This window comes from Pseudomonas sp. 8(2025) (genome assembly GCF_052665325.1).
Genome location: NZ_JBQOIE010000003.1, coordinates 543,846 through 569,272 on the forward strand (window position 1 = coordinate 543,846; position 25,427 = coordinate 569,272).

27 protein-coding genes, 1 other RNA gene and 1 pseudogene are annotated in these 25,427 nt (G+C 61.5%); 20 read left to right on the plus strand and 9 right to left on the minus strand.

What is annotated here, in order from left to right:
* The first annotated feature begins 205 nt into the window (after window positions 1–205).
* The 4 genes from ACUXVH_RS09320 (at window position 206) to ACUXVH_RS09335 (ending at window position 2,299) form a co-directional block, all read left to right on the plus strand.
* Entirely contained in the window at window positions 206–493 is a 288-nt protein-coding gene (locus ACUXVH_RS09320; RefSeq protein ID WP_019095638.1) for a hypothetical protein, read from the plus strand.
* Between the two features lie 88 nt (window positions 494–581).
* Window positions 582–975, plus strand: a transfer-messenger RNA (tmRNA) gene (gene ssrA, locus ACUXVH_RS09325).
* A gap of 138 nt (window positions 976–1,113) precedes the next feature.
* The gene (locus tag ACUXVH_RS09330; protein ID WP_141679910.1) at window positions 1,114–1,533 is read left to right on the plus strand and encodes a hypothetical protein; all 420 of its coding nucleotides are present in this window, start codon (window positions 1,114–1,116) and stop codon (window positions 1,531–1,533) included.
* A 190-nt stretch (window positions 1,534–1,723) separates the two neighbouring features.
* On the plus strand, window positions 1,724–2,299 hold the full coding sequence (locus ACUXVH_RS09335) for a hypothetical protein (RefSeq protein WP_065364638.1): 576 nt from the start codon (window positions 1,724–1,726) through the stop codon (window positions 2,297–2,299).
* A gap of 12 nt (window positions 2,300–2,311) precedes the next feature.
* On the opposite strand, the gene ACUXVH_RS09340 is transcribed toward ACUXVH_RS09335, so the two are convergent.
* The gene (locus tag ACUXVH_RS09340; protein WP_081305215.1) at window positions 2,312–2,452 is read right to left on the minus strand and encodes a DUF2514 family protein; all 141 of its coding nucleotides are present in this window, start codon (window positions 2,450–2,452) and stop codon (window positions 2,312–2,314) included.
* A gap of 254 nt (window positions 2,453–2,706) precedes the next feature.
* On the opposite strand from ACUXVH_RS09340, the pseudogene ACUXVH_RS09345 reads away from it, so the two are divergent.
* The 3 genes and pseudogenes from ACUXVH_RS09345 to ACUXVH_RS09355 form a co-directional block, all read left to right on the plus strand.
* A pseudogene (locus ACUXVH_RS09345) lies at window positions 2,707–2,823 on the plus strand (site-specific integrase); the annotation flags it as partial.
* A 565-nt stretch (window positions 2,824–3,388) separates the two neighbouring features.
* On the plus strand, window positions 3,389–4,378 hold the full coding sequence (locus tag ACUXVH_RS09350) for a hypothetical protein (protein ID WP_065364639.1): 990 nt from the start codon (window positions 3,389–3,391) through the stop codon (window positions 4,376–4,378).
* A 534-nt stretch (window positions 4,379–4,912) separates the two neighbouring features.
* Window positions 4,913–5,287, plus strand: coding sequence for a DUF6124 family protein (locus ACUXVH_RS09355; RefSeq protein ID WP_065364640.1), 375 nt, complete (start codon window positions 4,913–4,915; stop codon window positions 5,285–5,287).
* Between the two features lie 65 nt (window positions 5,288–5,352).
* Here ACUXVH_RS09355 and ACUXVH_RS09360 read toward each other — a convergent pair whose 3' ends face one another.
* Together ACUXVH_RS09360 and ACUXVH_RS09365 are read right to left on the minus strand one after the other, a co-directional pair.
* Window positions 5,353–5,910 carry a helix-turn-helix domain-containing protein gene (locus ACUXVH_RS09360; RefSeq protein ID WP_123397697.1) on the minus strand — a complete coding sequence of 186 codons (558 nt, stop codon included), beginning with the start codon at window positions 5,908–5,910 and terminating at the stop codon, window positions 5,353–5,355.
* 84 nt (window positions 5,911–5,994) lie between these two features.
* Window positions 5,995–6,849 (minus strand): helix-turn-helix domain-containing protein, encoded by an 855-nt coding sequence (locus tag ACUXVH_RS09365; protein ID WP_065364641.1) that lies wholly within the window; start codon window positions 6,847–6,849, stop codon window positions 5,995–5,997.
* 156 nt (window positions 6,850–7,005) lie between these two features.
* Between ACUXVH_RS09365 and ACUXVH_RS09370 the strand changes: the two genes are divergently transcribed.
* Both ACUXVH_RS09370 and ACUXVH_RS09375 read left to right on the plus strand, forming a co-directional pair.
* Window positions 7,006–7,554, plus strand: a complete 549-nt coding sequence (locus ACUXVH_RS09370; RefSeq protein ID WP_015634094.1) for a GNAT family N-acetyltransferase — start codon at window positions 7,006–7,008, stop codon at window positions 7,552–7,554.
* A 285-nt stretch (window positions 7,555–7,839) separates the two neighbouring features.
* On the plus strand, window positions 7,840–8,277 hold the full coding sequence (locus tag ACUXVH_RS09375; protein ID WP_065364642.1) for a GNAT family N-acetyltransferase: 438 nt from the start codon (window positions 7,840–7,842) through the stop codon (window positions 8,275–8,277).
* A gap of 169 nt (window positions 8,278–8,446) precedes the next feature.
* On the opposite strand, the gene ACUXVH_RS09380 is transcribed toward ACUXVH_RS09375, so the two are convergent.
* On the minus strand, window positions 8,447–9,076 hold the full coding sequence (locus ACUXVH_RS09380) for a helix-turn-helix domain-containing protein (protein ID WP_065364643.1): 630 nt from the start codon (window positions 9,074–9,076) through the stop codon (window positions 8,447–8,449).
* Window positions 9,077–9,241: 165 nt separating this feature from the next.
* Here ACUXVH_RS09380 and ACUXVH_RS09385 point away from each other — a divergent pair, with 165 nt between their 5' ends.
* From ACUXVH_RS09385 to ACUXVH_RS09395, 3 genes are all read left to right on the plus strand, one after another.
* Complete coding sequence (locus ACUXVH_RS09385) at window positions 9,242–10,378, plus strand: NAD(P)/FAD-dependent oxidoreductase (RefSeq protein ID WP_065364644.1); 1,137 nt, start codon at window positions 9,242–9,244, stop codon at window positions 10,376–10,378.
* Window positions 10,379–10,404: 26 nt separating this feature from the next.
* The gene (locus tag ACUXVH_RS09390) at window positions 10,405–10,782 is read left to right on the plus strand and encodes a RidA family protein (RefSeq protein ID WP_015634090.1); all 378 of its coding nucleotides are present in this window, start codon (window positions 10,405–10,407) and stop codon (window positions 10,780–10,782) included.
* 102 nt (window positions 10,783–10,884) lie between these two features.
* A complete protein-coding gene (locus tag ACUXVH_RS09395; RefSeq protein ID WP_065364645.1) occupies window positions 10,885–11,940 on the plus strand; it encodes a YkvI family membrane protein in 1,056 nt (351 codons plus the stop codon).
* A 78-nt stretch (window positions 11,941–12,018) separates the two neighbouring features.
* Here the strand turns inward: ACUXVH_RS09395 and ACUXVH_RS09400 are convergent, their stop codons facing one another.
* Window positions 12,019–12,894 carry a LysR family transcriptional regulator gene (locus tag ACUXVH_RS09400; protein ID WP_011059166.1) on the minus strand — a complete coding sequence of 292 codons (876 nt, stop codon included), beginning with the start codon at window positions 12,892–12,894 and terminating at the stop codon, window positions 12,019–12,021.
* Between the two features lie 151 nt (window positions 12,895–13,045).
* Between ACUXVH_RS09400 and ACUXVH_RS09405 the strand changes: the two genes are divergently transcribed.
* The 6 genes from ACUXVH_RS09405 (at window position 13,046) to ACUXVH_RS09430 (ending at window position 19,957) form a co-directional block, all read left to right on the plus strand.
* A complete protein-coding gene (locus ACUXVH_RS09405) occupies window positions 13,046–14,497 on the plus strand; it encodes an aldehyde dehydrogenase family protein (protein ID WP_065364646.1) in 1,452 nt (483 codons plus the stop codon).
* Entirely contained in the window at window positions 14,494–15,543 is a 1,050-nt protein-coding gene (locus ACUXVH_RS09410; RefSeq protein WP_065364647.1) for a membrane dipeptidase, read from the plus strand. The genes ACUXVH_RS09405 and ACUXVH_RS09410 overlap by 4 nt, the downstream gene beginning before the upstream one ends.
* Window positions 15,544–15,665: 122 nt before the next feature.
* A complete protein-coding gene (locus ACUXVH_RS09415) occupies window positions 15,666–17,225 on the plus strand; it encodes a BCCT family transporter (protein WP_019092820.1) in 1,560 nt (519 codons plus the stop codon).
* Window positions 17,226–18,920: a hypothetical protein gene (locus tag ACUXVH_RS09420; RefSeq protein WP_065364648.1), complete on the plus strand. Its 1,695-nt coding sequence runs from the start codon at window positions 17,226–17,228 to the stop codon at window positions 18,918–18,920. It begins immediately after the preceding gene.
* On the plus strand, window positions 18,901–19,554 hold the full coding sequence (locus ACUXVH_RS09425) for a DUF3726 domain-containing protein (protein ID WP_065364649.1): 654 nt from the start codon (window positions 18,901–18,903) through the stop codon (window positions 19,552–19,554). Before ACUXVH_RS09420 ends, ACUXVH_RS09425 begins: the two co-directional genes overlap by 20 nt.
* A gap of 43 nt (window positions 19,555–19,597) precedes the next feature.
* Complete coding sequence (locus ACUXVH_RS09430; protein ID WP_176707075.1) at window positions 19,598–19,957, plus strand: RidA family protein; 360 nt, start codon at window positions 19,598–19,600, stop codon at window positions 19,955–19,957.
* 1 nt (window position 19,958) lies between these two features.
* Here ACUXVH_RS09430 and ACUXVH_RS09435 read toward each other — a convergent pair whose 3' ends face one another.
* The 3 genes from ACUXVH_RS09435 to ACUXVH_RS09445 form a co-directional block, all read right to left on the minus strand.
* Window positions 19,959–20,438: a GNAT family N-acetyltransferase gene (locus ACUXVH_RS09435; protein ID WP_041115866.1), complete on the minus strand. Its 480-nt coding sequence runs from the start codon at window positions 20,436–20,438 to the stop codon at window positions 19,959–19,961.
* A gap of 69 nt (window positions 20,439–20,507) precedes the next feature.
* Window positions 20,508–22,148 (minus strand): ArnT family glycosyltransferase, encoded by a 1,641-nt coding sequence (locus ACUXVH_RS09440; RefSeq protein WP_065364651.1) that lies wholly within the window; start codon window positions 22,146–22,148, stop codon window positions 20,508–20,510.
* A gap of 269 nt (window positions 22,149–22,417) precedes the next feature.
* Complete coding sequence (locus ACUXVH_RS09445; protein WP_015634081.1) at window positions 22,418–23,302, minus strand: EamA family transporter; 885 nt, start codon at window positions 23,300–23,302, stop codon at window positions 22,418–22,420.
* A gap of 115 nt (window positions 23,303–23,417) precedes the next feature.
* On the opposite strand from ACUXVH_RS09445, the gene ACUXVH_RS09450 reads away from it, so the two are divergent.
* Window positions 23,418–24,200 carry an AraC family transcriptional regulator gene (locus tag ACUXVH_RS09450; protein ID WP_123397686.1) on the plus strand — a complete coding sequence of 261 codons (783 nt, stop codon included), beginning with the start codon at window positions 23,418–23,420 and terminating at the stop codon, window positions 24,198–24,200.
* A 26-nt stretch (window positions 24,201–24,226) separates the two neighbouring features.
* Here ACUXVH_RS09450 and ACUXVH_RS09455 read toward each other — a convergent pair whose 3' ends face one another.
* A complete protein-coding gene (locus ACUXVH_RS09455; protein WP_011059155.1) occupies window positions 24,227–24,544 on the minus strand; it encodes a hypothetical protein in 318 nt (105 codons plus the stop codon).
* A gap of 366 nt (window positions 24,545–24,910) precedes the next feature.
* Between ACUXVH_RS09455 and ACUXVH_RS09460 the strand changes: the two genes are divergently transcribed.
* The gene (locus ACUXVH_RS09460) at window positions 24,911–25,381 is read left to right on the plus strand and encodes a hypothetical protein (RefSeq protein ID WP_065364653.1); all 471 of its coding nucleotides are present in this window, start codon (window positions 24,911–24,913) and stop codon (window positions 25,379–25,381) included.
* The last annotated feature ends 46 nt before the right edge of the window (window positions 25,382–25,427 follow it).

Below are 25,427 nucleotides of genomic sequence, written 5' to 3' on the forward strand. Positions count from 1 at the left end.
ATCGAGCCGGAAAAAAGGGGCGTTTTCGCCCCTTTTTTGTGCCTGGCGGAAAACGCCCCTGGCTTTTTCATTCCTTCGAAAAAAAAACAGAACCCCAGCGCGCGGCTACAGTCCATTTTCTAGGCCCGCAAAAAAGGGCTTAGCCCACTCGGCCGCCGGCCCTGTTGACCGGCAACACCGAGCCCCTGCGATCAAGGAGATAACCATGAAGCGTTCCGCACTGGCTGGACTGTTCATTACCGCCGCGATGCTGGCCTCCCCGGTGTTTGCCGCCGGGCAAGAGGACCTGTGCCAGATCAACCTGCAAAAGATCAAGGATGCCAAAGTCAGCACCGAAGCCATGAGCTCGGACCTGAGCAGCGACATCGACGCCACGGTGCAGCAAGCCACCGCCGAACAGGCCAAGGGCACCGAGCAAGGCACCAAGAATTGCATCTCCCTGACCACCCAGGCGATCCAGAAATTGCAGAACAACACCAAGGGCGATCAGTAGGCCGATGCACTGGGCCAACCTTCGGGTTGGCCTTCTGGCCTCGGTTAGCGTAGAATCCGTCCACCTGTTGGTAATGCACAACAGGTTCGGGGCCGTTTAGGATTCGACGCCGGTTGCGAAACTTTAGGTGCATGCCGAGTTGGTAACAGAACTCGTAAATCCACTGTTGCAACTTCCTATAGTTGCCAATGACGAAACCTACGGGGATTACGCTCTCGCTGCGTAAGCAGCCTTAGCCCTTCCCCCCTGGTACCTTCGGGTCCAGCAATCATCAGGGGATGTCTGTAAACCCAAAATGATTGTCATATAGAACAGAATCGCCGTGCAGTACGTTGTGGACGAAGCGGCTAAAACTTACACAACTCGCCCAAAGCACCCTGCCCGTCGGGTCGCTGAGGGTTAACTCAATAGACACGGCTAAGCATGTAGTACCGACAGCGGAGTACTGGCGGACGGGGGTTCAAATCCCCCCGGCTCCACCAAACAAGTATTACAAATCAAGCACTTAGCGTTTATCGCGAGTGCTTTTTTTGTGCCTAAATGGGCTGTTTTGGCTCGGTTATGCCAGCTTAATGACAGCATCAACAACGAAAGACCGTAGCGATCCTAGGGACGAGATGATGACCGACGCAGAGAAGCTGCAACTGAAAATCAAAGCGCACCTATCAAGGCTGGAGGAGGCTAGAACAGCTCGGGAGGATCGGCGAGCCAAGACCCAAGAGCATGCAAGAGGTCTTTTCTCGGGAATTTCCATAGCCCTCAAAGAGATCGAAGGCCTCACCGTTACGATGAAAGACCTCGACCAGGGATTGGAAGATGATTGGTTAGAAATCAATCTTCTGGATCAAGTGGTGCGGTTCTCAGTTGTCGACCGGCAAGAGGAGTTCTGCGTGGAAGTAACTGGTTTGTACGATCGCACGCTTGAATTCAAACTGCAGCCAGGCTTCAAATGGATAGCAAGCGATGACCGCGGCTCGGTACCGATTACCTACTCAGAAGAGCTGCTTTTCAAACGACTTACTGCACTAGTTCCTGATTGACCTCACACCATTATTGGCAAGCCCTCAAAATGGTTCTGGACCCCTCTCATATCCGATGCGCTGCCGACCCTCTGCCAGCAGCGCCCGTACCTTCACCTCCAGGCTGTCAGTCTTGCGCAGGCCGGCCACTATCCCAGGCGACGCAAGACCTTCGGCGCACGGAACGCGAATATTCACACAAGGATGTAAAATGCAACCCAAAGACCTAAAAAACAGCCATGTACGCTTGCACTACACAACCGCATTAGAGAGCACAAATAACTTAGTATTTGTACACGCCATAACTGCCGCCAGCGACGACCAAAAGACTAAGTTTCCAGGCGAAGTTTTAGGCTGGGGTAGCGACATAAAGACATGGTATGACTACCGAATGATGTTCGGAAACGTATACGCCCGCTTATTTCAGCTGTGTGTGATTTCACTCTGCTCCGACATAGAGTTGTTTTTCAAACAAACCTTCGAAAAATATAATTACAAGAAGGGTAGCGGAAAAGGATTCTATCAACGATTCAACGATGTGATAGCGACCCTAAAAGAATCTGGCCACGACTTTTCAGAAATAGAAGATAGCTTAATAAAAATTGACTTTGCCTTTCAGGTTCGTCACATCTGCATCCACAACTACGGCATCATTGATGAAGACTTCCTAAGAAAGACAAAAGTCGGAAGCCTTGGCCAGACTTACGAAATAAACCAGGAGCAATTCAGAACAATGTTTGACGCCTATGAGGTTCTTTTGAAACACCTAGACTCCCACCTCCCCTGAATACCATGTACTTTATTTTCTAATTACCTGACGACTGTGTAACTCTTCATATGTAGATTCACACATCTTCCCAGTTACCCTGGCTCGACCATAAGCTTGCGCCAGCTTTTGATTCGTTGCGACAGACCGGTTGATCTGGTCGGAGAGCACCATGGCGGAGCAGCAGGCTGCCTCGCCTCTAGCGGCAGCGATATAACCTGGGCCGGAACTGATCGAGCCCTTGGAGATACATTCATAGGCCTGCTCGCACGTCACTCCCCTTCCCCGGCTTTGATCAGCATCTGCTGACAGGTCTCTCGCTCGCGCGGCATAGCGCTACCTCGCTGGATTAAATGGATATGGGTATTCAGATGCGTGTATGTACGAGCAAGAAGGCATGCAATCTGAAAGCAGCGATATGAACCCGGTACCAGACTCGGCACACCTACGCCTCGATGATGCTTTCGGCGGGTGAGCACCCGATGTGGGTAGCCAAACAGATGGGGCATAGCGACTCGGCCATGATTGCGCGGGTCTATGGGCGATGAATTCCTCAAGCGGATCAGGAAGCTGGGCAAAAGGCTGAACGCACCTTCGCGACCGATAGGAAAAATGAAATACACGTACTATCAAAGGGATAAGAGCCGCTTGAAATTAGCTTTTGACTGTACTCAGCCGGTCACTCAGAATTCGCGAAAATTGAACCCTGCCATCGGACTTGCTTCATGTCTAACACAAATGGATTTGAATTTCTCGAACCCCTGCCAGAGAGCTGCCCACCAAGTAATGTGACACCGCCTACTGAACCTACCCTGTGGAGACTGCTAAAGTCAGGGTCTCCCTGTGCAGCGGATTTTGTCTCACAACGCGAGCGTTTACCCACGCGACCCTATGACGACGAATGTTTGGCAAGGTCGATTTCACTAGTTACCTCACTTGCCGTATGCAGGGCAGTAGTGAAGAGTCCCCGGATGAAGTTTAGCCACGCGGTTCCGGTTCCGTATGATCCATCACTCGGTGTATGGCATAAGGACAGCGAGACACACGTAAACTGGTGGCCTTTTAAGGGCGCAGATCCTGTGGCTCAAATCGGAGATGTGGAGAAGCTAAATGGCTAAGCTTAAGATCGAAAAGGTTTTGCTTAGCTACGAGATGCCTTTGGTGGTGCTTGCAAAATCGGGCGCAGGTGACCGTTTTCTGGGTGTGAATTATGACGACGCGTCGGTCGGTCATAAATTCTATTTCTCAAGAATAAAAACAGAGCATTTGAAGCTTCTCTACGCTGAGAAGATTGATGTTCACTATGCGGTAACCAAACTTCATACTGGAAAATATGAGTTTGGAGAGTTATGGGGTAAGTTTGGTGAAGAGTTCCAGACAAAGCGCTTTTCTGAGTTAGACCCTGACTTTCTTCCAGAGCCTGGCATGTTCATTCCTGGGCATGCGCAAGAGAGCCTCAACAGCGATTACAAGGTGGTAGATATTGATGGTCGGTGGGAGATCAGTGATCTACGTAAGTTCTCAGACCTAGTTCAAGATTGCTATTCATTCGGGTTCGCGCTGTTGGGCGCGACAGGAAATGCTGCCAAGGCCAAAATAGACTCCTTATTCCATAAGCATCCGTGGAGAGGTGGATTCAGCTCAGTAAACTTCTTCAAAGAGCTTTACAAGAATATCCCTCAAGAAGATCGAGCGGGAATTCGAAAGATAGACTACGCTTCTCCTGGCGAAATAAAATTTTACATGAATGGAGACGTAGCTGACTCCATACGCGAGCTTGTACTTGAAATAAATGACGATGAAAGCCCTGCTCAAGAAAGCTATCGAAAAGCCCGTAGATTCTTACAAGATAGAAACTGGCTGAGCAAGTCAGACACAGATATTCAACTTTCTGCGTCAGATCTCGTTGAGTTGACTCAGCTCCTCTACTCAAGCTGCAAGGCATTCGGGCTACAGGACCATAGCGATCATATCCTCGGGCTGGCGAGCGGAGATCCTTTGTCAGCAGTAAAGATCGTCCTGGCTTACTTCAGACGGTTGCAAGGGTTGGCGGATTACGTAGCCACGGGGAAAGCCCAAGACATTTTTAGAGACGCGTAACGATCTTTGATAGGAATGACAGCTTTATGCCAGCCTTCTGACTGGAATCCGCACAGGATGGGCCTTAGACGGGGGTTCAAATCCCTCCGGCTCCACCAAACGAAGCACCAACAAAGCCCGCCTTGTGCGGGCTTTGTTGTTTCTGGCCTCAGCGCTCCGACACCATTGCCAACCTCCATCTCCACCGCACTCACAGGCCAAGCGTTCCTTCCCCCAAAGCAGCGTTAAGTCTCTTTCTATTGGGCGAACTTTCCTAGAAACTCCTAGCCGCTTGCGCCTCACCCCTCACCCTGGCTAGCCTCGATCCGTCACTGCAAATTCAGTGACCGGGTTTAGCAGCTCGACGTGTAACTAGGCGCATGGCGCCCCCATTACGTGGCGCTTTTTTTGGCTCCGCTTTATGGCGGCCGTGCGCAGGGCACCCTCGGGTGCGCCGGGTTCCTAGTACACCGGTCTGCTAACCTGCGAACGGCCGCCACCCTATCGTTTAGCAGCGACGGTGAAGGCTCCTATCTCTGTACTAGGAGTTACGCCATGAAAAAGCTCGTCCCCGATCCGCCCCACCGCGTTAGAAACCCCGAACACGATCTGGCCAATCAGCAGATCCGGCAGAAGCTGTCACTTCAGCCTGCCGATGCCTCTCTGATCCAGTCACTGAAGCAAACCATCAGTACCCCGGTGAGTCGCGATTCTCTGTTCTCGGTACACGGCGGCATCAGCGCCGAAGAAGCCCTACTCCACGTCTCCCTGCTGCTGAAAAGCGCCGAAGAGGTTTCCGATGAAATCACCGAACGCGGCAGCGGCATCGAGCGCGGTCTGATCTGGTCCCTGGTGCACTCGGTGGAGATGGCCCGGGCAGTGGTGGATGCCTTGCTCGATGGCAGTCGCCACACGCCAACGCTGAAGTAAAACACCCCGCGACAGCACGGCGCGGCGGCACAGTCTGTCGCGCTGTTGCTTGATGATGAGGGGCTTCAGCGCTCCGACATAACCACCATCACCTCCGCATCCTTCTGCCCTTCCGCTAGGTAGACATGGCCAATGCTGCTGTTGAAGTAGGCCGTCTCCTGCGGGCCAATGCTCACCGCTTCCCCGGTCTCGAACTGAATCCGCACACGCCCCGACAGCACCAGGGCAAATTCCTGCCCGGGGTGGCGGATGTAATCCTCGAACTGCTGCAACTCGCGGGCAAAGATCCGCGCGTACATGGGGGTCATGCTGCGCCCGGGAAAGTCGCCGGTCATGGGGTGGTAGTCGTAGTTGCCGGTGCTGTAGCCGGGGGCGTCGGCGATGGTGGTGCTGACCACGGTCGGTTGCACCTGGGCGCTGCAGGTCTGGATCAGGTTCGGCGCCGGGGTGAACAGTTGGGCGATGTCGACGCCCAGGGCGCGGGCCGCAGCGGCGAGTTTTTCGTAGCTGACCGAGACCTGGGCCAGCTCCATTTTCGACAGGGTCGACAGCGCTACGCCAGAGCGTTCCGAGAGCTGTTTTAGGGACAGCTTCTGATGAAATTGGCTTCGTCCTATGGACAACCAATCGCGCGCTGGAATCAGTGTTATATCCAGGAGGGAAACCTTTTCCATAGTGCGCCTTCCCTCCTCCATTTCGACCGCAGGTCAGTCCTGCTCCCCCTCCTCTCTCTTGTGCTTACGATAACGGGAGAGCGAAATTCCCGTTTGGCGCTTGAAGTAGCGACACAAATAAGACGCGTCGACGAAGTTCAATTCGTCGGCCACACGGCCAATAGCCAAGTCACTGTATGAAAGAAGAGCCTTGATCTCCAAGGTTACCTGCCGATCGATCAGGCCCTTGGGAGTGTCATTGAAAAACGCTTTGGTCAACTGCGACAGGTAGAACGGCGTGATATTCAGTGCGTCGGCGTAGAACTTCACATCTCTGTGGCGCACACAATGTTTGCCTATCAATTCCCAGAAGCGCCAACTGAGCATTTCCTTCCGGCTGAATCCCCTGTTTTCTATCTGGTTGGCTGGAAGTTGCTCGGCTATCTTCAGAAAGAGATTCTGCAGCTGATTGCGCAACATGATGCGTTGGTAGGTGGGACAGGTCTGCGCAATGTTCCGCATCTGCGTCACCCAGCCCTCTATCAGCGGCATGTCGTCCTTGGATGGAACGCAATGAGGATGGTCATGCAGAAATACGAACAAGGTATTGGGTAGCGGGTAGGCAACCTCTGCGGCAAAACTTTTCGGCATAAGGCAGAAAAACACCTTGAAGCGGCGCGAGCGACGTTTGAGCAAGGCAATAGTGTCCTCAGCCAGCAGCATCACAGCACCGCGCCTAACCGCATGCTCTTTGAAGTTAAGTGTGAAGTGGGCACTACCGCAGAGGCATACCAGCAGCGTCAAGTAAGCGTGGCCGAAGGAGAGCGGTAAACCGAGCCCTTCCGCTAGCGTGGTTTCTCCGATCCGCATCGAGTCGTCAGGAGCGGAAAGTTTCGGAATGTGATGCATAGTGCCCCAGCGCTACAACAAACAAGAGCCAAAATCCTATCACCGCTTGGCGCAGCTGTTTCGAAAAGTACCGAAAAAGCCGAGGTACTGGCGTGTACCGATGATCTGTCTCCCAATACTCTGTCCCGAACGAACCAATCCATTCGGGTAAAGGACATGACACTTGAAACAGAACGACTCTTGCTTCGCCCCTGGCAGGCCACAGACGCCGCCGATCTATACGAATATGCCAAAGACGCCCGAGTCGGCCCTATCGCTGGCTGGCCCCCACACACCAGCGTGGAGAACAGTGCCGACATCATCCGTACGGTCTTCAATCACCCCGAGGTGTACGCGGTCGAACTGAAGGAAAATCGCCGTGCTGTTGGTTGTGTGGGCATTCTCATAGGCAGCAACAGCAATTTTGAAATCAGTGAGCAGGAAGGGGAAATCGCCTACTGGATCGGTGTGCCGTACTGGGGCAAAGGCCTGACTCCGGAAGCCGTGCGTGAAGTGATGCGACACGCCTTTGAAAACCTGAATCTCAAAGCACTTTGGTGTGGTTACTTCGCCAACAACATCCAGTCCTATGCTGCTCAATCCAAGTGCGGCTTTCGCTTTCATCACACGGAAGAAAACAAATACAACCAGTTCCTCCAAGACTATCGGACAGAACACATTAGCCGTATCACCTACCAAGAATGGCTGGACCATACGAAAGAGTAAGGGCACAAACCGAAGATCCCGGTGTACGGCGGCAACGACCGACGGACGCAGTCTGGTGACGACGTAAACCGCACGAACGCCGCAGAGGAGTGCAAACCTTACTTGGGGAGAGCTAGCCGGAATCCCCCGCCGCCCCAGCACTGCCGCGAACTGCAACAGCTAGAGTGCGAAGCCTGCCGCAGGACAGCGCCGAACTGTTCGTCGCGCTGCTGGCGAAGGCGCAGGAGGAACTGAATGCCCGTGAAAGTTAATTGAGCCTTATCAACACCCCAGTTCAGGAGACTTATGAAAATCTCACTTACCCAAGTAACGCAAAAAAACTATGAAGCAATTTGTGAACTGGAGGTCACTGAAGAGCAGGAAGACTACGTGGCAAGTAATACCTGGTCGCTCGTTGAGGCTGCGTACAACCCAGGTTACTTCACACGCGCCATCATCGCGGATGGAGAGCCTGTAGGCTTCTTTATGTGGGTGCAAGAGTCAAAAGGCAAAGTTTCTATCTGGCGCTTTATGGTGGACAAAGAACATCAGCAGAAATCCATCGGTAGAGTAGCGCTGGGCCTCGCCCTACATGAAATAAAACAGATCGCGGATTTGGAAGAAATTGAAATTTGCTACAACCCCAACAACATCGTAGCCAAAGGGTTTTACTCCAGTTTCGGGTTTGTCGAGGTTGGTATGGATGCAGACGGCGAAGATATGCTGGCGAGGATCAGGATTTGAACTGCGCCAAATACAATTCGAGCGTTGCACAACAGTTCTAATTACCTTCAACTCCAACCGCTTATGGCTCAGGAGGGCGCAGAGTCTGTTTCTATTGTGCGAAACGTCCAGGTTGAACCTAACCACTTGTACCGGGAATTGTGGATGCCTTGCTCGATGGTGAGGGGCCTCAACGCTCCGACATCACCACCATCACCTCCGCATCCTCATCCCCTTCCGCCAGGTAGATATGGCCAATGCTGCTGTTGAAGTAGGCAGTCTCCTGCGGGCCAATGCTTACAGCTTCTCCGGTCTCGAACTGAATTCGCACACGCCCCGACAGCACCAGGGCAAATTCCTGCCCGGGGTGGCGGATGTAATCCTCGAACTGCTGCAGCTCGCGGGCGAAAATCCGCGCGTACATGGGGGTCATGCTGCGCCCGGGAAAGTCCCCGGCCATGGGGTGGTAGTCGTAGTTGCCGGTGCTGTAGCCGGGGGCGTCGGCGATGGTGGTGCTGACCACGGTCGGTTGCACCTGGGCGCTGCGGGTCTGGATCAGGTTCGGCGCCGGGCTAAACAGTTGGGCAATGTCGACGCCCAGGGCGCGGGCCGCGGCGGCGAGTTTTTCGTAGCTGACCGAGACCTGGGCCAGCTCCATTTTCGACAGGGTCGACAGCGCCACGCCGGAGCGTTCCGAAAGCTGTTTGAGGGTCAGCTTCTGGTTTTTGCGAATGGTCCGCAGGCGTGCGCCGACCTGGGTCCGGTCGATCAGTGGATGGGCGTGGGAGCTCGAGGCGGGCTGGGCTCGGTCGGAACTCATTGAGGCTCTCTGTCTGGCAAATAAGGGCAACCGCGACGCTGGCCGGGGCACGTGGCGAAATATTAACCCATGACCCCGGGTTGACTGGAAAATTCTCATATCTTACATTTCTCGTATGTGAGAATTTTGATCCCTGTCATTTCCCAGCGATTCAGGAACCCCGGCATGCACGCGAACCAATGCTTCGACTTCGTCATCATCGGCGCCGGTATTGCCGGTGCTTCCCTGGCCTATCGCCTGGCCGGGCAGGCCAGCGTGCTGGTGCTGGAACGTGAATCGCAGCCGGGCTACCACTCCACCGGGCGCTCGGCGGCGATGTTCATGGAGGCCTACGGCACCCCGCAGATCCAGGCCCTGACCCGCGCCAGCCGGGCTTTCTACCAGCGGCCGCCGCAAGGTTTCTGCGAACACCCGTTGATGGAACCCCGTGGCTGTCTGTACGTGGCCAGCGAGGAACAGCTGGACCAATTGCAGCAAACCTACGATGAAACCCGCGCCCGCTCCGCCAATGTGCGCCTGATCACGGCCGAACAGGCCCGGGCCCTGGTGCCCTGCCTGCGCCCCGAGGCCGTCGCCGGGGCGATGCTAGAAACCGCCGCCCAGGACCTGGACGTGCACGCCCTGCACCAGGGCTTCCTGAGGGCCATGCGCCAGGCCGGTGGGCTGCTGGAGTGCGACCTGCACATAGTCGAGGCCAGCCGCGAAGACCGCCACTGGAACCTCAAACTCAGTGATGGCCGCGTACTGCAGGCGCGCAATCTGGTGAACGCTGCCGGCGCCTGGGTCGATGACGTGGCCCAGCTGTGCGGCGTGGCCCCCATCGGCCTGCAACCCTGCCGGCGCAGCGCCTTCACCTTCGATGGCCCACCGGATGAAGACTTCAGCCGCTGGCCGGCGGTGATCGGCATCGACGAAAGCTTCTACTTCAAGCCCGACGCCGGCCAGTTGCTCGGCTCCCCGGCCAATGCCGACCCGGTGCCGGCCCAGGACGTGATGCCCGAAGAGCTGGACATCGCCACCGGCATCTACCACATCGAGAACGTCACCTCCCTGAGCATCCGCCGCCCGCGCCACAGCTGGGCCGGCCTGCGCTCCTTCGTCGCCGACGGCGATCTGGTGGTGGGCTGGGACGACAGCTGCGAAGGCTTTTTCTGGCTCGCCGCCCAGGGCGGCTACGGCATCCAGTCGGCGGCCGGCGTCTCGCAACTGGCCTGCGCCCTGCTGCTGGGGCAACCGGTCCCCGAAGAACTGCTAAGCCAGGGCGTCGATGCCCAGGCCCTGGCCCCCGCTCGCTTGCGTTAACCCACCCAGCCCACGAGGCCCTTGCCATGTCCAATGACATCCAGCGTTATCCCAGCCACCTGCCCTACCCCTTCTCCCGGGCGATCCGGGTCGGCGGCTTTCTGTTCCTCTCCGGCCAGGTGCCCATGAGCGCCGAAGGCGAAGTGGTGCACGGCGACATCCGCGTGCAGACCGAAGCCGCCCTGGCGCGCATCGGCGAGACCCTGGCCGAATGCGGTGCCAGCTTCGACCAGGTGGTGAAGAGCACTGTCTGGCTCACCGACATGCAGCACTTCGCCGGCTTCAACGAGGTCTACCAGCGCCACTTCAAGAACGGTTTCCCGGTGCGTTCCACCGTCAGCGCCCAACTGGCGCTGGGGGTCGATGTCGAGATCGAAGTCCAGGCCTGGGTCGGCGAAAACTGAGTCACCCGCCCCAGCCCTCAAGTGCGATGCCCAGGACCACCAAGGCCATGAATGCCGGGGTGGTCCACCCCACATAACAACAAAAAATCGAGGCTAATCGTCATGAAAGAAAGTCTGAAGATCGCCGGCGCCTTCGTCGGTGTGATTGTCGGCGCGGGGTTCGCCTCCGGTCGTGAACTGCTGTTGATGTTCGTCGACTTCGGCGCCTGGGGCCTGGCGGGTGCGGTGGTCAGCGCGGCGCTGTTCACCTTCCTCGGCATGGCCCTGGCCAGCATGGGCAGCCGCCTGCGAGCGGCGTCGCACAAGGACGTGGTGCATGCCCTGTGCGGCAAACACCTGGGTGCCCTGGTGGACCTGATGATCACCTTCTTCATGTTCGCCGTGACCGTGGTGATGCTGGCCGGCGGCGGTGCCCTGCTGGAACAGCAATTTGGCATTCCCGCCATTGCCGGCAGCGTGCTGGTGACCCTGATCGTGGTCGCCATCGTGTGCCTGGACGTGCACAAGGTCATCGGCATGATCGGCGCGGTGACGCCCTTCCTGATCATCACCGCGGTGGGCGTGGCCCTGTATGGCGCCGCGACCCGCGACCTGAGCTTCGGCGAACTCAATCAACTGGCGGCCAAACAAGAAGCCGGTGCCAGCCACTGGCTGCTGGGCGCCTTGCTCTACGTCTCCTACAACATCGTGGCCGGGGTGCCGATCCTGGCGATAATGGGCGGCGCGGCCAAGGGTGAAAAACAGGCGATGTGGGGCGGCATCCTCGGCGGCGCGCTGCTGGGCGTGCTGATGCTGGTGATGAGCCTGGGCCTGCTGTCGCGCCTGGACAGCGTGGCGGACCTGCCGATGCCCATGCTGTCGATCGCCAGCGAAGTCTCACCGGCCCTGGGGCTGCTGATGGCGCTGATCATCTTCTGCATGATCCTCAACACCGCCGTGGGCACCCTGTACTCCTTCTCCGCGCGGCTGTTGCCGGCGGGCACCCGACAGTTCCGCCTCGGTTCGATAGCCGCCGGCGCCCTGGCGTTTGTCGGCAGTCTGGTGGGCTTTATCAGCCTGGTGGGGCAGGTCTATCCGTTCTTCGGCTACCTGGGGTTCCTGCTGATTGCCGCGGTGGTGATCGGCTGGCTGCGACCACGGCGGGTGGTGGTGGCGTAGGCATCGCTCGATGGGGCAGGCACCCGGGAGTTATCCCAGGTGCCTTGAGTCAAGCCCGGTGCCGTAGGGGCGGCCCGCTCAAGCAAACCGACTGCCCTTGAGCGCCTTCAAGAAGGTATAGGACGCATGGTTCAACGTCTCTCGCGGGGCGGTGATCACGCTCACCGAGCGCACGATGCGCTGGTCTTCCAGGCGCAGGAAATTCAGCTGATCCCCCGCCGCCGAACGGCTGAGCAGTTCCGGTAGCAAGGTCACGCCCATGCCCTGGGCCACCAGTGCCAGCAAGGAGGTGGTGTTTCTGACGCTGAGGGTCGAGTGGTCGCGGATGTGCCGGAACTCGGCGGCGTTGATCTCGGCGCCCAAGCCACTGTTGATGAAGTTCTGCCCGTCCAGGTCGCTCCAGCGCAGCGGGCGCGCCAGGCGGTTGAGGGGGTTGTCGCTGGCGCAGACCACGCAGAAGGCGTCGGAGAACAGGAAGTCCTGGTCGATGTTGGGGATGCTCGCCGGTACGGTGCCGATGCCGATGTCCACGTCGCCGCTGAGCACCGCTTGCACCACTCGCTCGGAATCCATATCGCGGATATCCAGGTGGAACTGCGGGTGCTGTTCATGGAATTGCTTGAGCAGCGGCGGCAGCAGGGTGATGGCGAAGGACGGCACCGCCGCCACCCGCACCAGGCCGGTCTCGGCCTTGGCGTAGGTCTTGATGGTGCTGATGGTGCGGTCGAAATGCGCCAGTTCGCGCTGGGCTTCCAGCAGCACGAAACGCCCCAGGGGGCTGAGCTGGTTCTTGCGCTCGCCTTCGAACAAGGCGCCGCCCAGTTCCTCTTCCAGTTGCTTGAGCGAGAGCGACACCGCTGCCGGTGTACGGTGCAGGCGCTGGGCAGCCTGGGTCAGGCTCTGGCTGGTGGCCACCGCGACGAAAAACTGCAAATTGGAGATCTTGATGCTCATGGCGGCGCGTCCTGCTGGCAAAGGCATAGCTTAAATTTTACTTAAACAACCTTAAAATTTATTAGATTTACTTAATACAAGGCCGACTCATAATCCTCCCAGAACCGCACAAAGGCAACGCCCCGCCTGGCGTGCCGCCCTGGAGGATTTCATGAGCGACAACCATCACAACTACATCGCCGGCCAATGGCTCAAGGGCGCCAGCGAGATCGAGAACCGCAACCCGTCCGACACCCGCGACCTGATCGGCCTCTACGCCCAGGCCTCCCGGGCGCAGTTGGACAGTGCCATTGCCGCCGCCAGCGAGGCCCAGCGAATCTGGGCCCGCAGCGGCCTCGAGCAACGCTACAAGGTGCTGATGGCCATCGGTCAGGAGCTGATGCAGCGTTCTGCGGAAATCGGCAGGACCCTGTCCCGGGAAGAAGGCAAGCCCATGGCCGAAGGTGCTGGCGAGGTGTACCGCGCCGGGCAGTTCTTCACCTACTACGCTGCGGAAACCCTGCGCCAGTTGGGCCAGACCGCCGACTCGGTGCGCGACGGCATCGAGATCGATATCCGCCGTGAACCCATCGGCGTGGTGGCGATCATTTCGCCATGGAATTTCCCCATGGCCACCGCCTGCTGGAAGATCGCCCCGGCCCTGGCCTTCGGCAACGCCGTGGTGTGGAAACCGGCCAACCTGACCCCGGCCAGCGCAGTGATTCTCAGCGAGATCATCGCCCGCCAGGACTTGCCCGCGGGCCTGTTCAACCTGGTGATGGGCGCCGGTTCCGAGATCGGCCAGGCGCTGATCGAGCACCCGGGCATCAGCGCCATTTCCTTCACCGGCTCGGTGGACGTGGGCAAGGGCATCGCCGCCTCGGCCGCCGCCAACCTGACCAAGGTGCAACTGGAAATGGGCTCGAAAAACGCCCTGGCAGTGATGGACGACGCCGACCTCGACCTGGCGGTGAGCTGCGCGGTGAATGGCGCCTTTGGCGGCACCGGGCAGAAGTGCACCGCCTCCTCGCGGTTGATCGTGCATGCAGGCATCCACGATGCCTTCGTGGAAAAACTGCTGGCGGCAACCCAGGCGCTCAAGGTCGGCCACGCCCTGGAAGCCGGCACCCAGATCGGCCCAGTAGCCAGCGCCGCACAGCTGGAGGCCAACCTGGCGAACCTGCAACTGGGCCAGCAGGAAGGCGCCGAACTGCTCACCGGCGGCCAGCGCCTGGAGCTGGAAAGCCCCGGTTACTACCAGGCACCGGCGCTGTTCATTGGCGGCAGCAATGCCATGCGCATCAACCGCGAAGAGCTGTTCGCACCCATCGCCTGCGTGATCAAGGCCGGCAGCTACGAAGAGGCCCTGAGCCTGGTCAACGACACCCGCTTCGGCCTTACCGCCGGCATCATGACCCGCTCCCTGGCCCGCGCCAGCCACTTTCGCCGCAATGCCCGGGTCGGCTGCGTGATGGTCAACCTGCCCACCGCCGGCACCGACTACCACGTGCCTTTCGGCGGCCGTGGCGAGTCCAGCTACGGCCCGCGCGAGCAGGGGCGCTCGGCGGTGGAGTTCTACACCCACGTGAAGACCGGCTACATCGCCGCAGGGGCGCCACTATGAACCTGCCCCAGACCTTCGCCAGCCGCGGCCCGCGCATCGATGCCATGCAGTACGACAACTGGTCGGAAAAGATCTTCCAGCAGATGCGCGAAGGCGGCGTCGATGCGGTCCACGTGACCATCGCCTACCATGAGACCTTCCGCGAAATGGTGGCCAATATCGAAGCCTGGAACCGCAGGTTCCAGCGCTACTCGCACCTGATCCTGCACGGCAAGTGGGCCAGCGACATCGCCCTGGCACGGCAGACCGGGCGCACGGCGATCTTCTTCGGCTTCCAGAACCCCTCGCCCATCGAGGACGACATCGGCCTGGTGGAAGTGGTGCACAGCCTCGGCGCACGCTTCATGCAGCTGACCTACAACAACCAGTCGCTGCTGGCCACCGGTTGCTATGAACAGGAAGACCCGGGGCTGACCCGCATGGGCAAGCAGGTGGTACGGGAGATGAACCGGGTCGGCCTGGTGGTGGACATGTCCCACTCCGCCGAACGCTCGACCCTGCAAGCCATCGAGCACTCCGAGCGCCCGATCGCCATCACCCACGCCAACCCGGCGTTCTGGCACGCGGCGCTGCGCAACAAGTCCGACACCGTGCTCAAGGCCCTGGGCCAGAGCGGTGGCATGTTCGGTTTCTCGTTGTACCCGCACCACCTCAAGGACAAGAGCGCCTGCAGCGTGCAGAGCTTCTGCGAAATGATCGCGCGCACCGCCGAGCTGATGGGCGTCGAGCACCTGGGCCTGGGTTCCGACCTGTGCCAGGACCAGCCCAACAGCGTGGTGGACTGGATGCGCGTCGGCCGCTGGACCCTGGATGTCGACTACGGCGAAGGCTCCAAGGCGCAACCGGGCTTCCCCGAGCAGCCGGCCTGGTTCCGCGACAACCGCGACTTCCCCAACATCGAGGCGAGCCTGCACGGCGTGGGTTTCAGCGCCCAGGAGGTCGCCGCGATCATGGGCGGCAACTGGCTGCGCTTCTTCGAGAACAATTTTGTTCCGGCCAAGGCCCAGGCAGGTGCCGCCGTCCACCCTCACGAGATCGCGGTTTGAGGTCCCCGACTGTTTCCCGATTGTCCTGACGTCCGGCCTGAACAGGGTCATCGCCAAGCACTAACAACAACAAATGCGCCCATAACAATTATTAGCGATCGACAACGCAACACGGAGGCACCATGGAAATTCCAGGCGAAATCAAAGCGGGGATCGACACCCGCTCGCTGCACAGCCGCGCCGCTGGAACCCTCGACTGGTCGATTTTCTGGATCAGCGGAGGTTTCTTCCTGCTGTTCCTGGTCATTGCCCTGATAGACCTGAACACCCTTTCCAGCCTGATCGGCCACGCCTTCACCTGGAGCACCCACTACTTCGGCCTGTACTGGCAGGTGCTGATGCTGGCGACCTTCGGCGCCAGCCTGTACATCGGCTTCACCCGCCTGGGCCGGGTGCGCCTGGGCGGCGTCGGGCACAAGCCCAGCATCAGCACCTTCAACTGGGTATCGATGATCATGTGCGCCCTGCTGGCCGGGGGCGGCGCCTTCTGGGCCGCTGCCGAACCCATGATGCATTTCATCGCCCCACCGCCGTACTTCGGCGCCGTGGCCAAGAGCGACGCCGCCGGCGTGGCCGCGCTATCCCAGTCGTTCCTGCACTGGGGCTTCATGGCCTGGGCGGTGCTCGGCAGCCTGCTGACCGTGGTCTACATGTACCTGCACCACGAAAAGAACCTGCCGCTGATGCCGCGCACCCTGCTCTATCCGCTGCTGGGCGAGCGAGCCCTGAAGGGCCCGATCGCCGTGTTCGCCGATGCCTCGGCGATCATCGCGGTGGTGGCCGGCACCATCGGCCCGGTGGGTTTTCTCGGCCTGCAGATCGCCTTCGTCCTGCACTCGGTGTGGGGCGTGCCGAACACCATCATGGTCCAGGCCATGGTGATTCTCTCGGTGACGGTGATCTACACCCTGTCCTGTGTGGTGGGCCTGGGCGGCCTGCGGCTGGTGAGCAAGGTCCACGTGTGGCTGATGCTGGGCCTGGCGGCGTTCCTGTTCATCTTCGGCCCCACCCTGTTCCTCAGCGAAACCCTGGCCCAGAGCCTGGCGGTGCACGTCACCAGCTTCTTCCAGACCGCCCTGTACCGCGATGACAACGCCTGGCTCAACAGCTGGACCCTGTTCTACTGGGGCTGGTTCATCGGCTACGCGCCGATGATGGGTATCTACGTGGCCAAGGTCTCTCGCGGGCGCAGCATCCGTGAGGTGATCACCCTGATGTCGGTGGCCGCCCCGCTGATCACCATGCTCTGGTTCACCCTGGTGGGCGGCACCGGGATCGGTATCGAACTGCAGTCGCCGGGCCGCGTGATCAGCCACGGCGTGCAACCTGAGGCGCTGCTGCTCGGGGTGGCCCAGTCGATGCCGCTGCCCAACCTGATTTCGGCGCTGTTCCTGTTCCTCAGTTTCTTCTCGGTGGTCACCAGCGCCGGCTCCATGTCCTATACCGTGGCCATGGCCATCAGCAGCAACCACGCCGAATCCCCGGCCTGGCTGCGGGTGTTCTGGGGCGCCGGCATGGGCCTGGTGGGGGCGACCCTGATCACCCTCGGTGAGGGCGGCATCAGTGCCTTGCAGTCGTTCATCGTGATCACTGCGGTGCCGGTGTCGCTGCTGATCCTCCCGGCGGTCTGGGACGCGATCCGCATTGCCCGGCAAATGGCCCGTGAACAGGGAGTGCTCTGAATGAACCTGCGACCACCCGCCAGCGTCATGAAGGCGGCGCGCCTGGGGGCCTTCCACCAATCCCGGCTGTCGTTCATGCGCCAGTTGCTGCGCCGCCTCAAGGCTGAAAACTGGCAGTTCCAACGCCCGCTGTGGACCCTCGACAGCCAGGGCGTGGGCCGTGCGGTGTACACCGCCACCGGCCCGCAGCGCAGCTACAGCCTGGTGGCCTTCGCCCATGACCTGGACCCGGCACTGCGCTCGGACCGGGTCATCGCCACCGCCTGGGATGCCACCTTCGCCCTGTTCGACGGCATCCCCGATGCCGCCGACCTGGACCGCCTGGAGGCCAATGTGCCGAAGCAGGAAGCCGGGCGCATTTCCTCCCGCGAGCTGTGCATGGCCCGGGCCAACCGTTCGGTGCGGCTGTTCGACCATGTGATCGAGGCCCTGGCTGCCGGCCGCCAGCCGCAGCGCGAGTTCATCGATGAAGTCGGCTACCTGATGCGCACCACCGCGGTCTACGGCAGCGGCAAGTTCGGCGCGGCCGACCGTGAAAGCATCGCCCAGCGGCCGGAGCTGGCGGCACCCTTCCAGGCGGAAATGCTCACCGTGTTCCTGATCCGCGCCTTCACCCTGGACCTGGTGGAGCATCTGGCCCAGGCCCGGGCGCCCCGGCAGGCGGTGCCCCTGGAGCCGCAACTGCGCCGGCGCCTGGGCATCGGCAACTCCACGGGGCTGGGCATGGCGCCGTTCCTGCTGAACCATCCAGTGCTCTTGAACAACTGGGTACAGGCCCGGGAAACCGCCCTGCAACGGGTACGCGCCGTGCGCCAGCCATCGGCTGCGGAGCGCCAGCGGTTCGTCGAATTCCTCACCCGGGCCCAGGCCGGCATCGGCCACTGGCACTCCGAGCATGAACTGCAACACGGCCGCATCCTGCAACTGCAAGGTGACCTGCAGCGCCTGGAGCACCATCTCGCCAGCGGCATCCTGGAGCAGGATTCCCCCTGGGACGAACTCTATCGCTGGGCCGAAGGCGCGCTGTCGCTGGAAGCCCAGGAATGCCTGGTGTCGCTGCTGCTGGAGCCCTACGGCCACCTGGTGGATGAGCTGGGCGCCGGCATGCAGGCCGATGAGCAGGCCAGCTTCAGCGTCGACGGCAGCATGAGCATCGGCCGCCTGCGGCAGATACTCGACGAGCATTATTCCTGGGTCGCGGCCATCGACTTTTCCAGCCAAGCCAGCCGCGCGCTGTTCTGGTACGTCTCCGAGGAAAAACTCGAACCGCGGATCGGCCAGCGCTTTGCCGAGCCCGGGCAAGACCTGGAGCAGCCCCTGGCAGTGGCCCGGGACATCGCCCAGTTGCAATCCGCCCTGCCCGGCTGGAGCGACGCGCAAAGCGTCGCCAGCTTCCTGCTGCGGCACCCGGAACATCGCCACAGCCTGCGCCGGGTGCAACTGGCGCCAGCGTTCCCCTACGCCGATATCCAGGACAACCTGATCGACCAGGCGCTGCTGCCCATCGACCTGCTGCGCTGCAAGCTGTCGTTCTTCGGCGCCACCCACTTCGACCCGCGCTCGGATCGTTGGGTACGCATCACCCTCTACCAGAACGCGCCCTTCCCCCATGAGCTGGGGCAGATGGCCGCGGACGACTGGTCCTACCCCAACCTCGACAGCCAGGAGCAGCGCCGTGCATGCCTCGTTGAATGAAATCGAAAGCCTGTGCAAGAAAGCCGCCCGCGGTGCCGGGCTGTCCTGGGGCCTGGCGGAGGAAGCCGGCAAGGCCGCGCGCTGGCTCTCGGCCCACGGCCTCGACGGGCCCGGATTGCTGGCCACGCAACTGCGACAGAATGACGGCTGTGCCTACCAGCAACTGGCCCCGGATGTCAGCGCCGAGCCCTGGCAGGTGCCCGGGCATGCCCTGTGCCCGCTGATTGCCGGGGCGACCCTGAGCGACCACGCCTACCTGCTGCGCAGCAACGGCCGCATCGAGCTCAGGCAGGTGGCGCACCCGCAACTGCTGCTGCCCTTTGCCAGCGCCACCGCACGCCAGCTCGGCCTGTGGCTGGAGCTGTCCTGGAACGGCTGCTGCCTGAAGTTTTCCCCCTCGGGCGAAGCCTGGCTGGTACGTGCGCAGAACCTCGGCGCCGCCACAGCCGCCCAGGTGCGCTGCGCTTGCACCGATCCTGCCGGCACCCTCGGCAAGCCTCTGGCGGGCAGCATTCCGGACCTGGGCGACAGCCCCCAGCACGAGCTCGATCACCTGGCCGCCCGCACCTACGTGCCGGCCTCCGAAGCCTCGCGCCTGCTGGGCGCCGGGGCCGGCCTGAGCGACAACAACTGACCTTTCCACCCTTGAACCAATGGACGAACCAATGGACCTCGACATGACCTCATCCCTCCAGCGAATCGGCACCACCGCGCGCTTCAGCCAGGCCGTGATCCACAACCGGACCGTCTACCTGGCAGGCCAGGTTTCGCAATTGACCGAAGGGGACATCCGCGCCCAGACGCAGGATGTGCTGCAACAGATCGACGCCCTGCTGGCCAGGGCCGGCACCGACAAGGGCCACCTGCTCAGCGCGCAGATCTGGCTCAAGGACATGGCCGACTACCCGGCCATGAACCTGCTCTGGGATGCCTGGCTCGAAGGTGTGCAGGCACCGGTGCGGGTTTGCGTGCAGGCGCCCATGGCCAAGCCGCACTACCGCATCGAAGTGTTGGTGATTGCTGCGCAACCGGCCTGAATCAGCCCAGCCCTGGCCCGGTCTCGGCGGCCACCAGGGCCCGCTCCATGATCAGCGTCAGCTCCTCGCCCTCGTAATGCTCGCGTACCCGGACAAAGCCCAGGCGGGCATAAAAGCCTTCAGCGGTGACCGACGAGGGCACCACCAGCGAGGTCTGGCCCGAATCCAGCGCCGCCTGCTCGACCGCGGCCATCAGTTGCCGCCCCAGACCCTGGCCGTGGTAGGCCGGGTCGACAAACACCGAACGCACCGCACGCCCGTCGAGGCTGGCGGTGCCCCGCAATTCCCCGTGCACCAGGGCGACAAACATCTGCCGGCGCTGCATCAGTTGGCGCACTGCATCGGGGGTGAAGCTGGCCTGGACCCGCTCGATCACACTGGCGGGGTAGTCCTGGGCATTGCTGGCGAGCAAGGCCGCCAGGATCACCTGGCTGACCTGTGGAGCATCGGCCGGCACGGCCGGACGAACCTGATATTGCATGACCACTCCCTGGTTATCCCGCGGATGACAGTGGCCAAAATACGGCCCGCCCCAGGCCCTGCCAAGCACTTATTGCAACTGGAACACCAGGCAGGGGTTGTCGTTGAGCCGCCCCTCGAACACCGGCAATTGATTCTCCAGGGAGGTGTTATCCAGCAGCCCCCGGTCCTTGCGCGCGATGATCACCAAGGAGTCATGGGGCAGCGAGTCCAGGTGCCCGGGGTCGTCGCCGCTGACGAACAGCGGCTGTTCGTCGTGGTCCAGGTTCATCATGTAGCGCACCGCCCAGGTGTCCTGGCCCAGGTTGAAGAACACCAGCGGCCCGGGGCTGGCCTGGCGCAACTGCTCCACCTGGGAAACGAAGGCCTTAGTGTCGAACTGCAGGTCCTTGGCCGGGTCCACCACCGCCACCAGCAACGTCCATTGCGCCGCCAGCGCCAAGCCGCTGAGCAGCACCAGACGCCGCCCGAAACTGCCCAGGGTCCTGCGCCAGCCATACAGCGCCAGCAGCTGCAACACGACGAAGATCGCGATCAGCAGCGGCATGGACACCGGCGGCCAGTAACCGTGCTTGTGCCAGCTGTGGCGCAAGACGAACAGCACCAGGATGCACAGCCCCGGCAGCAGCCCCACCAGCCACAGGTAGCCGCTGCGCACCTTGCCCAGCCAGCCCCGGGCCGTGAGCAGGCCGTAGGCCGCCACCGCAGCGAACATCGGCACCATGGGCAGGATGTAATAGGCGCGCTTGAAGTGCGGCACCGACAGGCCCAGCAGGATCATCAGGCCACAGGCCCCCAGCCGAAGTACCAGGCGCAGCTGCGGGTTCACATGGCGCTGCGACCATTGCCGGCGCAATACCCAGAGCGTCGCCAGGGCCAGGGGCACCACCGGGAAGTAGCGGTACAGCGCCAGCTGGAAGTAGAAGTAGAACGGCTCGCCACTTTCATCCAGGCGCCCGACCACCTGCATGTTGTAGACCTGACGGACGAAATCTTCGCCACCAGCGAGATAGGCCAGTTGCATCAGCAGCCACCAGCAGCCGGCCAGCAACAGGAGGCCACTGACGCCATAGGCGAGCACCCGTTTGATCAGCGTCAGGCGCGCCTCGCGGGTGCGGCTCTCCCCCAGCAGCCAGTAGGTGCAGGCCACCCCGCAGACTTCCACCAGCCCCAGGGGCCCGCGAATGGCAAAGGCCAGCACCAGCAGCGACAGCACCGCCCACAACCGCAGCCGGGAGCCCAGTTGCTCGCCACTGTGCAGCAGGTAGAAGGTGCCCAGGCACAGCAGGGAAACCATCTGGTCCAGGCACACCGAGCGTGACTTGTCCAACAGCTGGCTGGTCAGCGCCGTGAGCAGCACCGCGAGCAGTGCCCAGGTGCGCCCCGAAGGCGCCAGCAAGCGATACAGCAGCGCCAGCACCCCGGCCGAGGCCAGCGCGGTGGGCAGGATATTGGCCAGGTGGTTGGGGGCGCCGAAAGCCTGGGCGAACAGGTAGCTGAAGAAGGTCGCAGTGCCCGGGTAGTCCGGGTATGGCTGGCCGTAGGTGGTGGGGAACAGGCTGGCGCCGTGGCGGAACATTTCCTGCAGGAACAGCGCCCAACGGCCGTCGAAACCCTGGGGCTGCTGGTCCCAGATGCCAAAGGTGAACAGCAGCAGGGCCACCAGGTAAATACCCCATGCCTCAATACTCAAACGCGTTTCTCGAACCATCTTCGCCCCACCAGAAAGCGCCGCACCCAAAGCGAGGCATAAGGCTGGACATGTTGCTCGCGCAGCCCCTGAACGGTGCCTGAACAAGGATAAAAAACCCGCTCCGCACAGCCGACTGTCACCGACTGTAGCCGCTGCCGAGCCCGCAAGGCTGCGAAAAGGCCCGCAGGGCCTTGCCTGGCGGTCTCCTGGCAAACCTCTGGCGGCCTCAGGGTCCCTGCGCTTCCTGCGACAGTGCCGCCCGGAGCGTTCGCAGCCTGCGGCAGCGGCTACAGGGAACGGCGACCCAGGGTGAAAAACCGGCGCCAGTCGAACTGCCCCACCGCCAGCGCCAGCAGGATCAGGCCCATGGAAATGCCCTCCTCGACCCCAAGCCGCTGCCCCAGGATCAACACCGAACCGGCCATGCCGAACACCGGGATCAGCAGCGACAAGGGCGCCACCCGGGAGACCGGATACTCGCGCAGCAACAGGTTCCAGCCCCAGTAACAAAAGTGCGTTGCAGCATAGACCTGAAACATCAGCGACAAGGCCGCGCCGGCGGACACTTGCCCGGCCAGTTGCAGAAACGGCGCCGCACCATGGCTTATCCAGGTCAATGCCAGCAGCGGCAATGGCGCAAACAGGCTCGCCCAGACCACGAAAGCAAACACCTCGCGCACCCCGCAGCGCTTGATGATGACGTTTCCCACGCTCCAGCTGAATGCACTCACCAGCAGCAGGGCATAACCCAGGCTGGTGGCATGCCCGGGGCTGTCGCCAATGATCCGCAGCAGCCCCCACAGGGCAATGGCCGTGGCCAGCACCTGTTGCAGGCGCAGGCGCTCGCCGAACAGCAGCACGCCCCAGCCCAGGGAGAAAAAGGCACTGAACTGGATCAACAGTGCAGCCGTGCCCGGCGCCACGCCGTGATCGATCCCCAGGTTGATCAGCGCCCACATGGCGACGCCGAAAATCAGCCCGTAGGCCGCCAGCCAGGCGAATGCCACCGGCGGGCGCGGCACCAGGAACACCCAGGGCAGCGCCGCCAGGGTGAAACGCAGGGCGGTGAGCAGCAACGGATCGATACTGGCCAGGCCCAGTTTGGTGATGGGAAAGTTCAGGCCCCACAAGGCCGTCACCAGCAGGGCCAGGAACAGGTGTTTTTTCTGCATGTCGCGCGGTCCAGGACAGGCGGCCGCGGGTCATTCCCCGGCCGGGGCCGAACTATCGCCCCGGCGCGCCATGGCCCGCTTGCAGTATCAGGTCAACTATCAGTAGATTCGGGCCATGCAACCCATCGATATCGATCCTTACGAAAATACCCCGCGGGATGTGGTGGTCACCGCCATCGACTACCCCGACGGCCTGTACTTCGCCGAGCACCAGCACCGGCGCGGGCAGTTCGCCTATGCGGCCACGGGGGTGATCAGCGTCTTCAGCGACCAGGGCAACTGGGTGGTGCCGCCGCAGCGGGCCATCTGGGTGCCGGCCGGCGTGCCCCACGCCATGCACATGAGCGGGCCGGTGACCATGCTCAACACCTATGTACGGCCCCGGGCAGCCAAGCGCCTGGGCCTGCCGGAACAATGCCAGGTGCGGGAGGTGTCCGAGCTGCTGCGCCAGTTGCTGCTGCGGGCCACGGCCATTCCCCCGCGCTACGCCGTGGGCAGCGTGCAGGGCCAGGTGATGAACCTGCTGCTGCATGAAGTCGCGACCATGCCGGCCCTTGCCCTCAATGCTCCGCTTCCCCGCGAGCCACGGCTGGCCAGGGCCTGCCGCGAGGCGCTGGAGCAACCTTCGCTGGAGTTGGGGATCGATGAAATGGCCGAGCGCGCCGGCATGAGCCGCCGCACCTTCACCCGGCTGTTCCGCCAGCACACCGGCATCAGCTTCGTCGAGTGGCGCCAGCAGGCCTGCCTGCTGGCTGCCGTGGTGCGCCTGGGCCAGGGCGAAGCCGTGACCCGGGTCGCCAGCGACCTGGGCTACAGCAGCCCGAGCGCGTTCAGCGGTGTGTTTCGCAAGGTATTGGGCGAGACGCCCAGCCGCTATTTTGCCCGGGCCCGGGCCTGAAGGACCCGAGCCGGAGCGAGGCCGTGCTAGAGGAACACGGCGGACAACATCCCCAGCGCGCCGAGGCAGAAGCCGATCAAGGCACCGCGCCCGGGCGCCTGCTGGAACAGGGCCCAGATCACCAGCGGCTCCAGGAGCAGCAGCGACGTCACCGAGACCACGGTGATGATCCAGATGTCGCCCACCGCCACGTAACCCAGCCAGTAGGCCGCCAGCAGGCAGATACCGCCCAGGCACATGATCAGCACTGGCAACGCCAGTTCGGCACCGGAGGTGTTGCCGGAATGGGCCAGCCGCGCCACCACCACTTCACTGTAGATGGCGCAGAACTCGCCCAGCACCATCAGCCCTACAGCAGAAACTCCGAGTAATTCTTTGGACATGTAACAAACCCCTTCGTATTGAGAGCCCGATTTTTCAGCTCCCAGGCATTGATCGCTCCGCTGACGGAGCCTGTATCTCGATGCGCAGGGGTACGAGGCAACTCGGTAATATCCAGGAACTTGAACATGTCCATCTCCTTCTGGGTGGGGGGTGCAAACCGGGCCCGTGCACGACCGACGGGCCGCTGCCTGTATAAGGGATTTTCTGCCCCGGCGTCATCCACCAGAGCGCGTCGACCGCGAAAAAACCACGCAAACTCCACAAACAGACAGGCTCGCTGCCGATAGCCTTGCTCCGGTCATTCTCAGCCTGAAGCCACTGCCACCATGCCCCAGCCGTCCACATCCCTTCGCACCGTTGAGCCCTCTGATTGGGTTGCCACCTATTTCATCAGCGTCGCGACGCTGGCCCTGGTCCTGACATTGCTGGTCAACCTGGTCGTGCAGTTCAGCAGCCGAGACCCGTGGAGCAATCTGCTCGACGTCCTGTCTTTCAGCGTGGTGGCGCTGCTGGTGAGCGTGGCGGTGATAGGCGCCGTCGCCGCCCTGCCCTGCATCCTGTTCTTCTGGCTGGCCCAGCGTTTCACCTGGCGCCATCTGTGGATCTACCTGTTGGGCGGAGCCCTGGCGGCGCTGCCCGCCATTCCCATGGTGGTGAGCCTGTCTCCCGGCTTTTTCAACCTCCCGCACGGCGTCAACATCCTTGAGCGCTATGCGCCGTTGGCACACTTGTTCGCCGTTTGCGGGGCCTTTCTGGGAGCGATGTCCTGGTGGCTCAGCGGGCGTCATCTGCGCTGACTACTTCCTGCAGGAGCCGGCATGCCGGCAAAGAAAGCTCCCCCGG

Coding starts and splice junctions, on each gene's coding strand:
- ACUXVH_RS09385 (WP_065364644.1), top strand. CDS start 9,242: ATGCACGCGAACCAATGCTTCGACTTCGTCATCATCGGCGCCGGTATT.
- ACUXVH_RS09455 (WP_011059155.1), bottom strand. CDS start 24,544: ATGGTGCTGGGCGAGTTCTGCGCCATCTACAGTGAAGTGGTGGTGGCG.
- ACUXVH_RS09320 (WP_019095638.1), top strand. CDS start 206: ATGAAGCGTTCCGCACTGGCTGGACTGTTCATTACCGCCGCGATGCTG.
- ACUXVH_RS09340 (WP_081305215.1), bottom strand. CDS start 2,452: ATGGTGCTCTCCGACCAGATCAACCGGTCTGTCGCAACGAATCAAAAG.
- ACUXVH_RS09375 (WP_065364642.1), top strand. CDS start 7,840: ATGAAAATCTCACTTACCCAAGTAACGCAAAAAAACTATGAAGCAATT.
- ACUXVH_RS09410 (WP_065364647.1), top strand. CDS start 14,494: ATGAACCTGCCCCAGACCTTCGCCAGCCGCGGCCCGCGCATCGATGCC.
- ACUXVH_RS09440 (WP_065364651.1), bottom strand. CDS start 22,148: ATGGTTCGAGAAACGCGTTTGAGTATTGAGGCATGGGGTATTTACCTG.
- ACUXVH_RS09460 (WP_065364653.1), top strand. CDS start 24,911: ATGCCCCAGCCGTCCACATCCCTTCGCACCGTTGAGCCCTCTGATTGG.
- ACUXVH_RS09370 (WP_015634094.1), top strand. CDS start 7,006: ATGACACTTGAAACAGAACGACTCTTGCTTCGCCCCTGGCAGGCCACA.
- ACUXVH_RS09355 (WP_065364640.1), top strand. CDS start 4,913: ATGAAAAAGCTCGTCCCCGATCCGCCCCACCGCGTTAGAAACCCCGAA.
- ACUXVH_RS09430 (WP_176707075.1), top strand. CDS start 19,598: ATGACCTCATCCCTCCAGCGAATCGGCACCACCGCGCGCTTCAGCCAG.
- ACUXVH_RS09350 (WP_065364639.1), top strand. CDS start 3,389: ATGGCTAAGCTTAAGATCGAAAAGGTTTTGCTTAGCTACGAGATGCCT.
- ACUXVH_RS09435 (WP_041115866.1), bottom strand. CDS start 20,438: ATGCAATATCAGGTTCGTCCGGCCGTGCCGGCCGATGCTCCACAGGTC.
- ACUXVH_RS09415 (WP_019092820.1), top strand. CDS start 15,666: ATGGAAATTCCAGGCGAAATCAAAGCGGGGATCGACACCCGCTCGCTG.
- ACUXVH_RS09420 (WP_065364648.1), top strand. CDS start 17,226: ATGAACCTGCGACCACCCGCCAGCGTCATGAAGGCGGCGCGCCTGGGG.
- ACUXVH_RS09395 (WP_065364645.1), top strand. CDS start 10,885: ATGAAAGAAAGTCTGAAGATCGCCGGCGCCTTCGTCGGTGTGATTGTC.
- ACUXVH_RS09450 (WP_123397686.1), top strand. CDS start 23,418: ATGCAACCCATCGATATCGATCCTTACGAAAATACCCCGCGGGATGTG.
- ACUXVH_RS09405 (WP_065364646.1), top strand. CDS start 13,046: ATGAGCGACAACCATCACAACTACATCGCCGGCCAATGGCTCAAGGGC.
- ACUXVH_RS09445 (WP_015634081.1), bottom strand. CDS start 23,302: ATGCAGAAAAAACACCTGTTCCTGGCCCTGCTGGTGACGGCCTTGTGG.
- ACUXVH_RS09400 (WP_011059166.1), bottom strand. CDS start 12,894: ATGAGCATCAAGATCTCCAATTTGCAGTTTTTCGTCGCGGTGGCCACC.
- ACUXVH_RS09330 (WP_141679910.1), top strand. CDS start 1,114: ATGACCGACGCAGAGAAGCTGCAACTGAAAATCAAAGCGCACCTATCA.
- ACUXVH_RS09380 (WP_065364643.1), bottom strand. CDS start 9,076: ATGAGTTCCGACCGAGCCCAGCCCGCCTCGAGCTCCCACGCCCATCCA.
- ACUXVH_RS09335 (WP_065364638.1), top strand. CDS start 1,724: ATGCAACCCAAAGACCTAAAAAACAGCCATGTACGCTTGCACTACACA.
- ACUXVH_RS09365 (WP_065364641.1), bottom strand. CDS start 6,849: ATGCATCACATTCCGAAACTTTCCGCTCCTGACGACTCGATGCGGATC.
- ACUXVH_RS09390 (WP_015634090.1), top strand. CDS start 10,405: ATGTCCAATGACATCCAGCGTTATCCCAGCCACCTGCCCTACCCCTTC.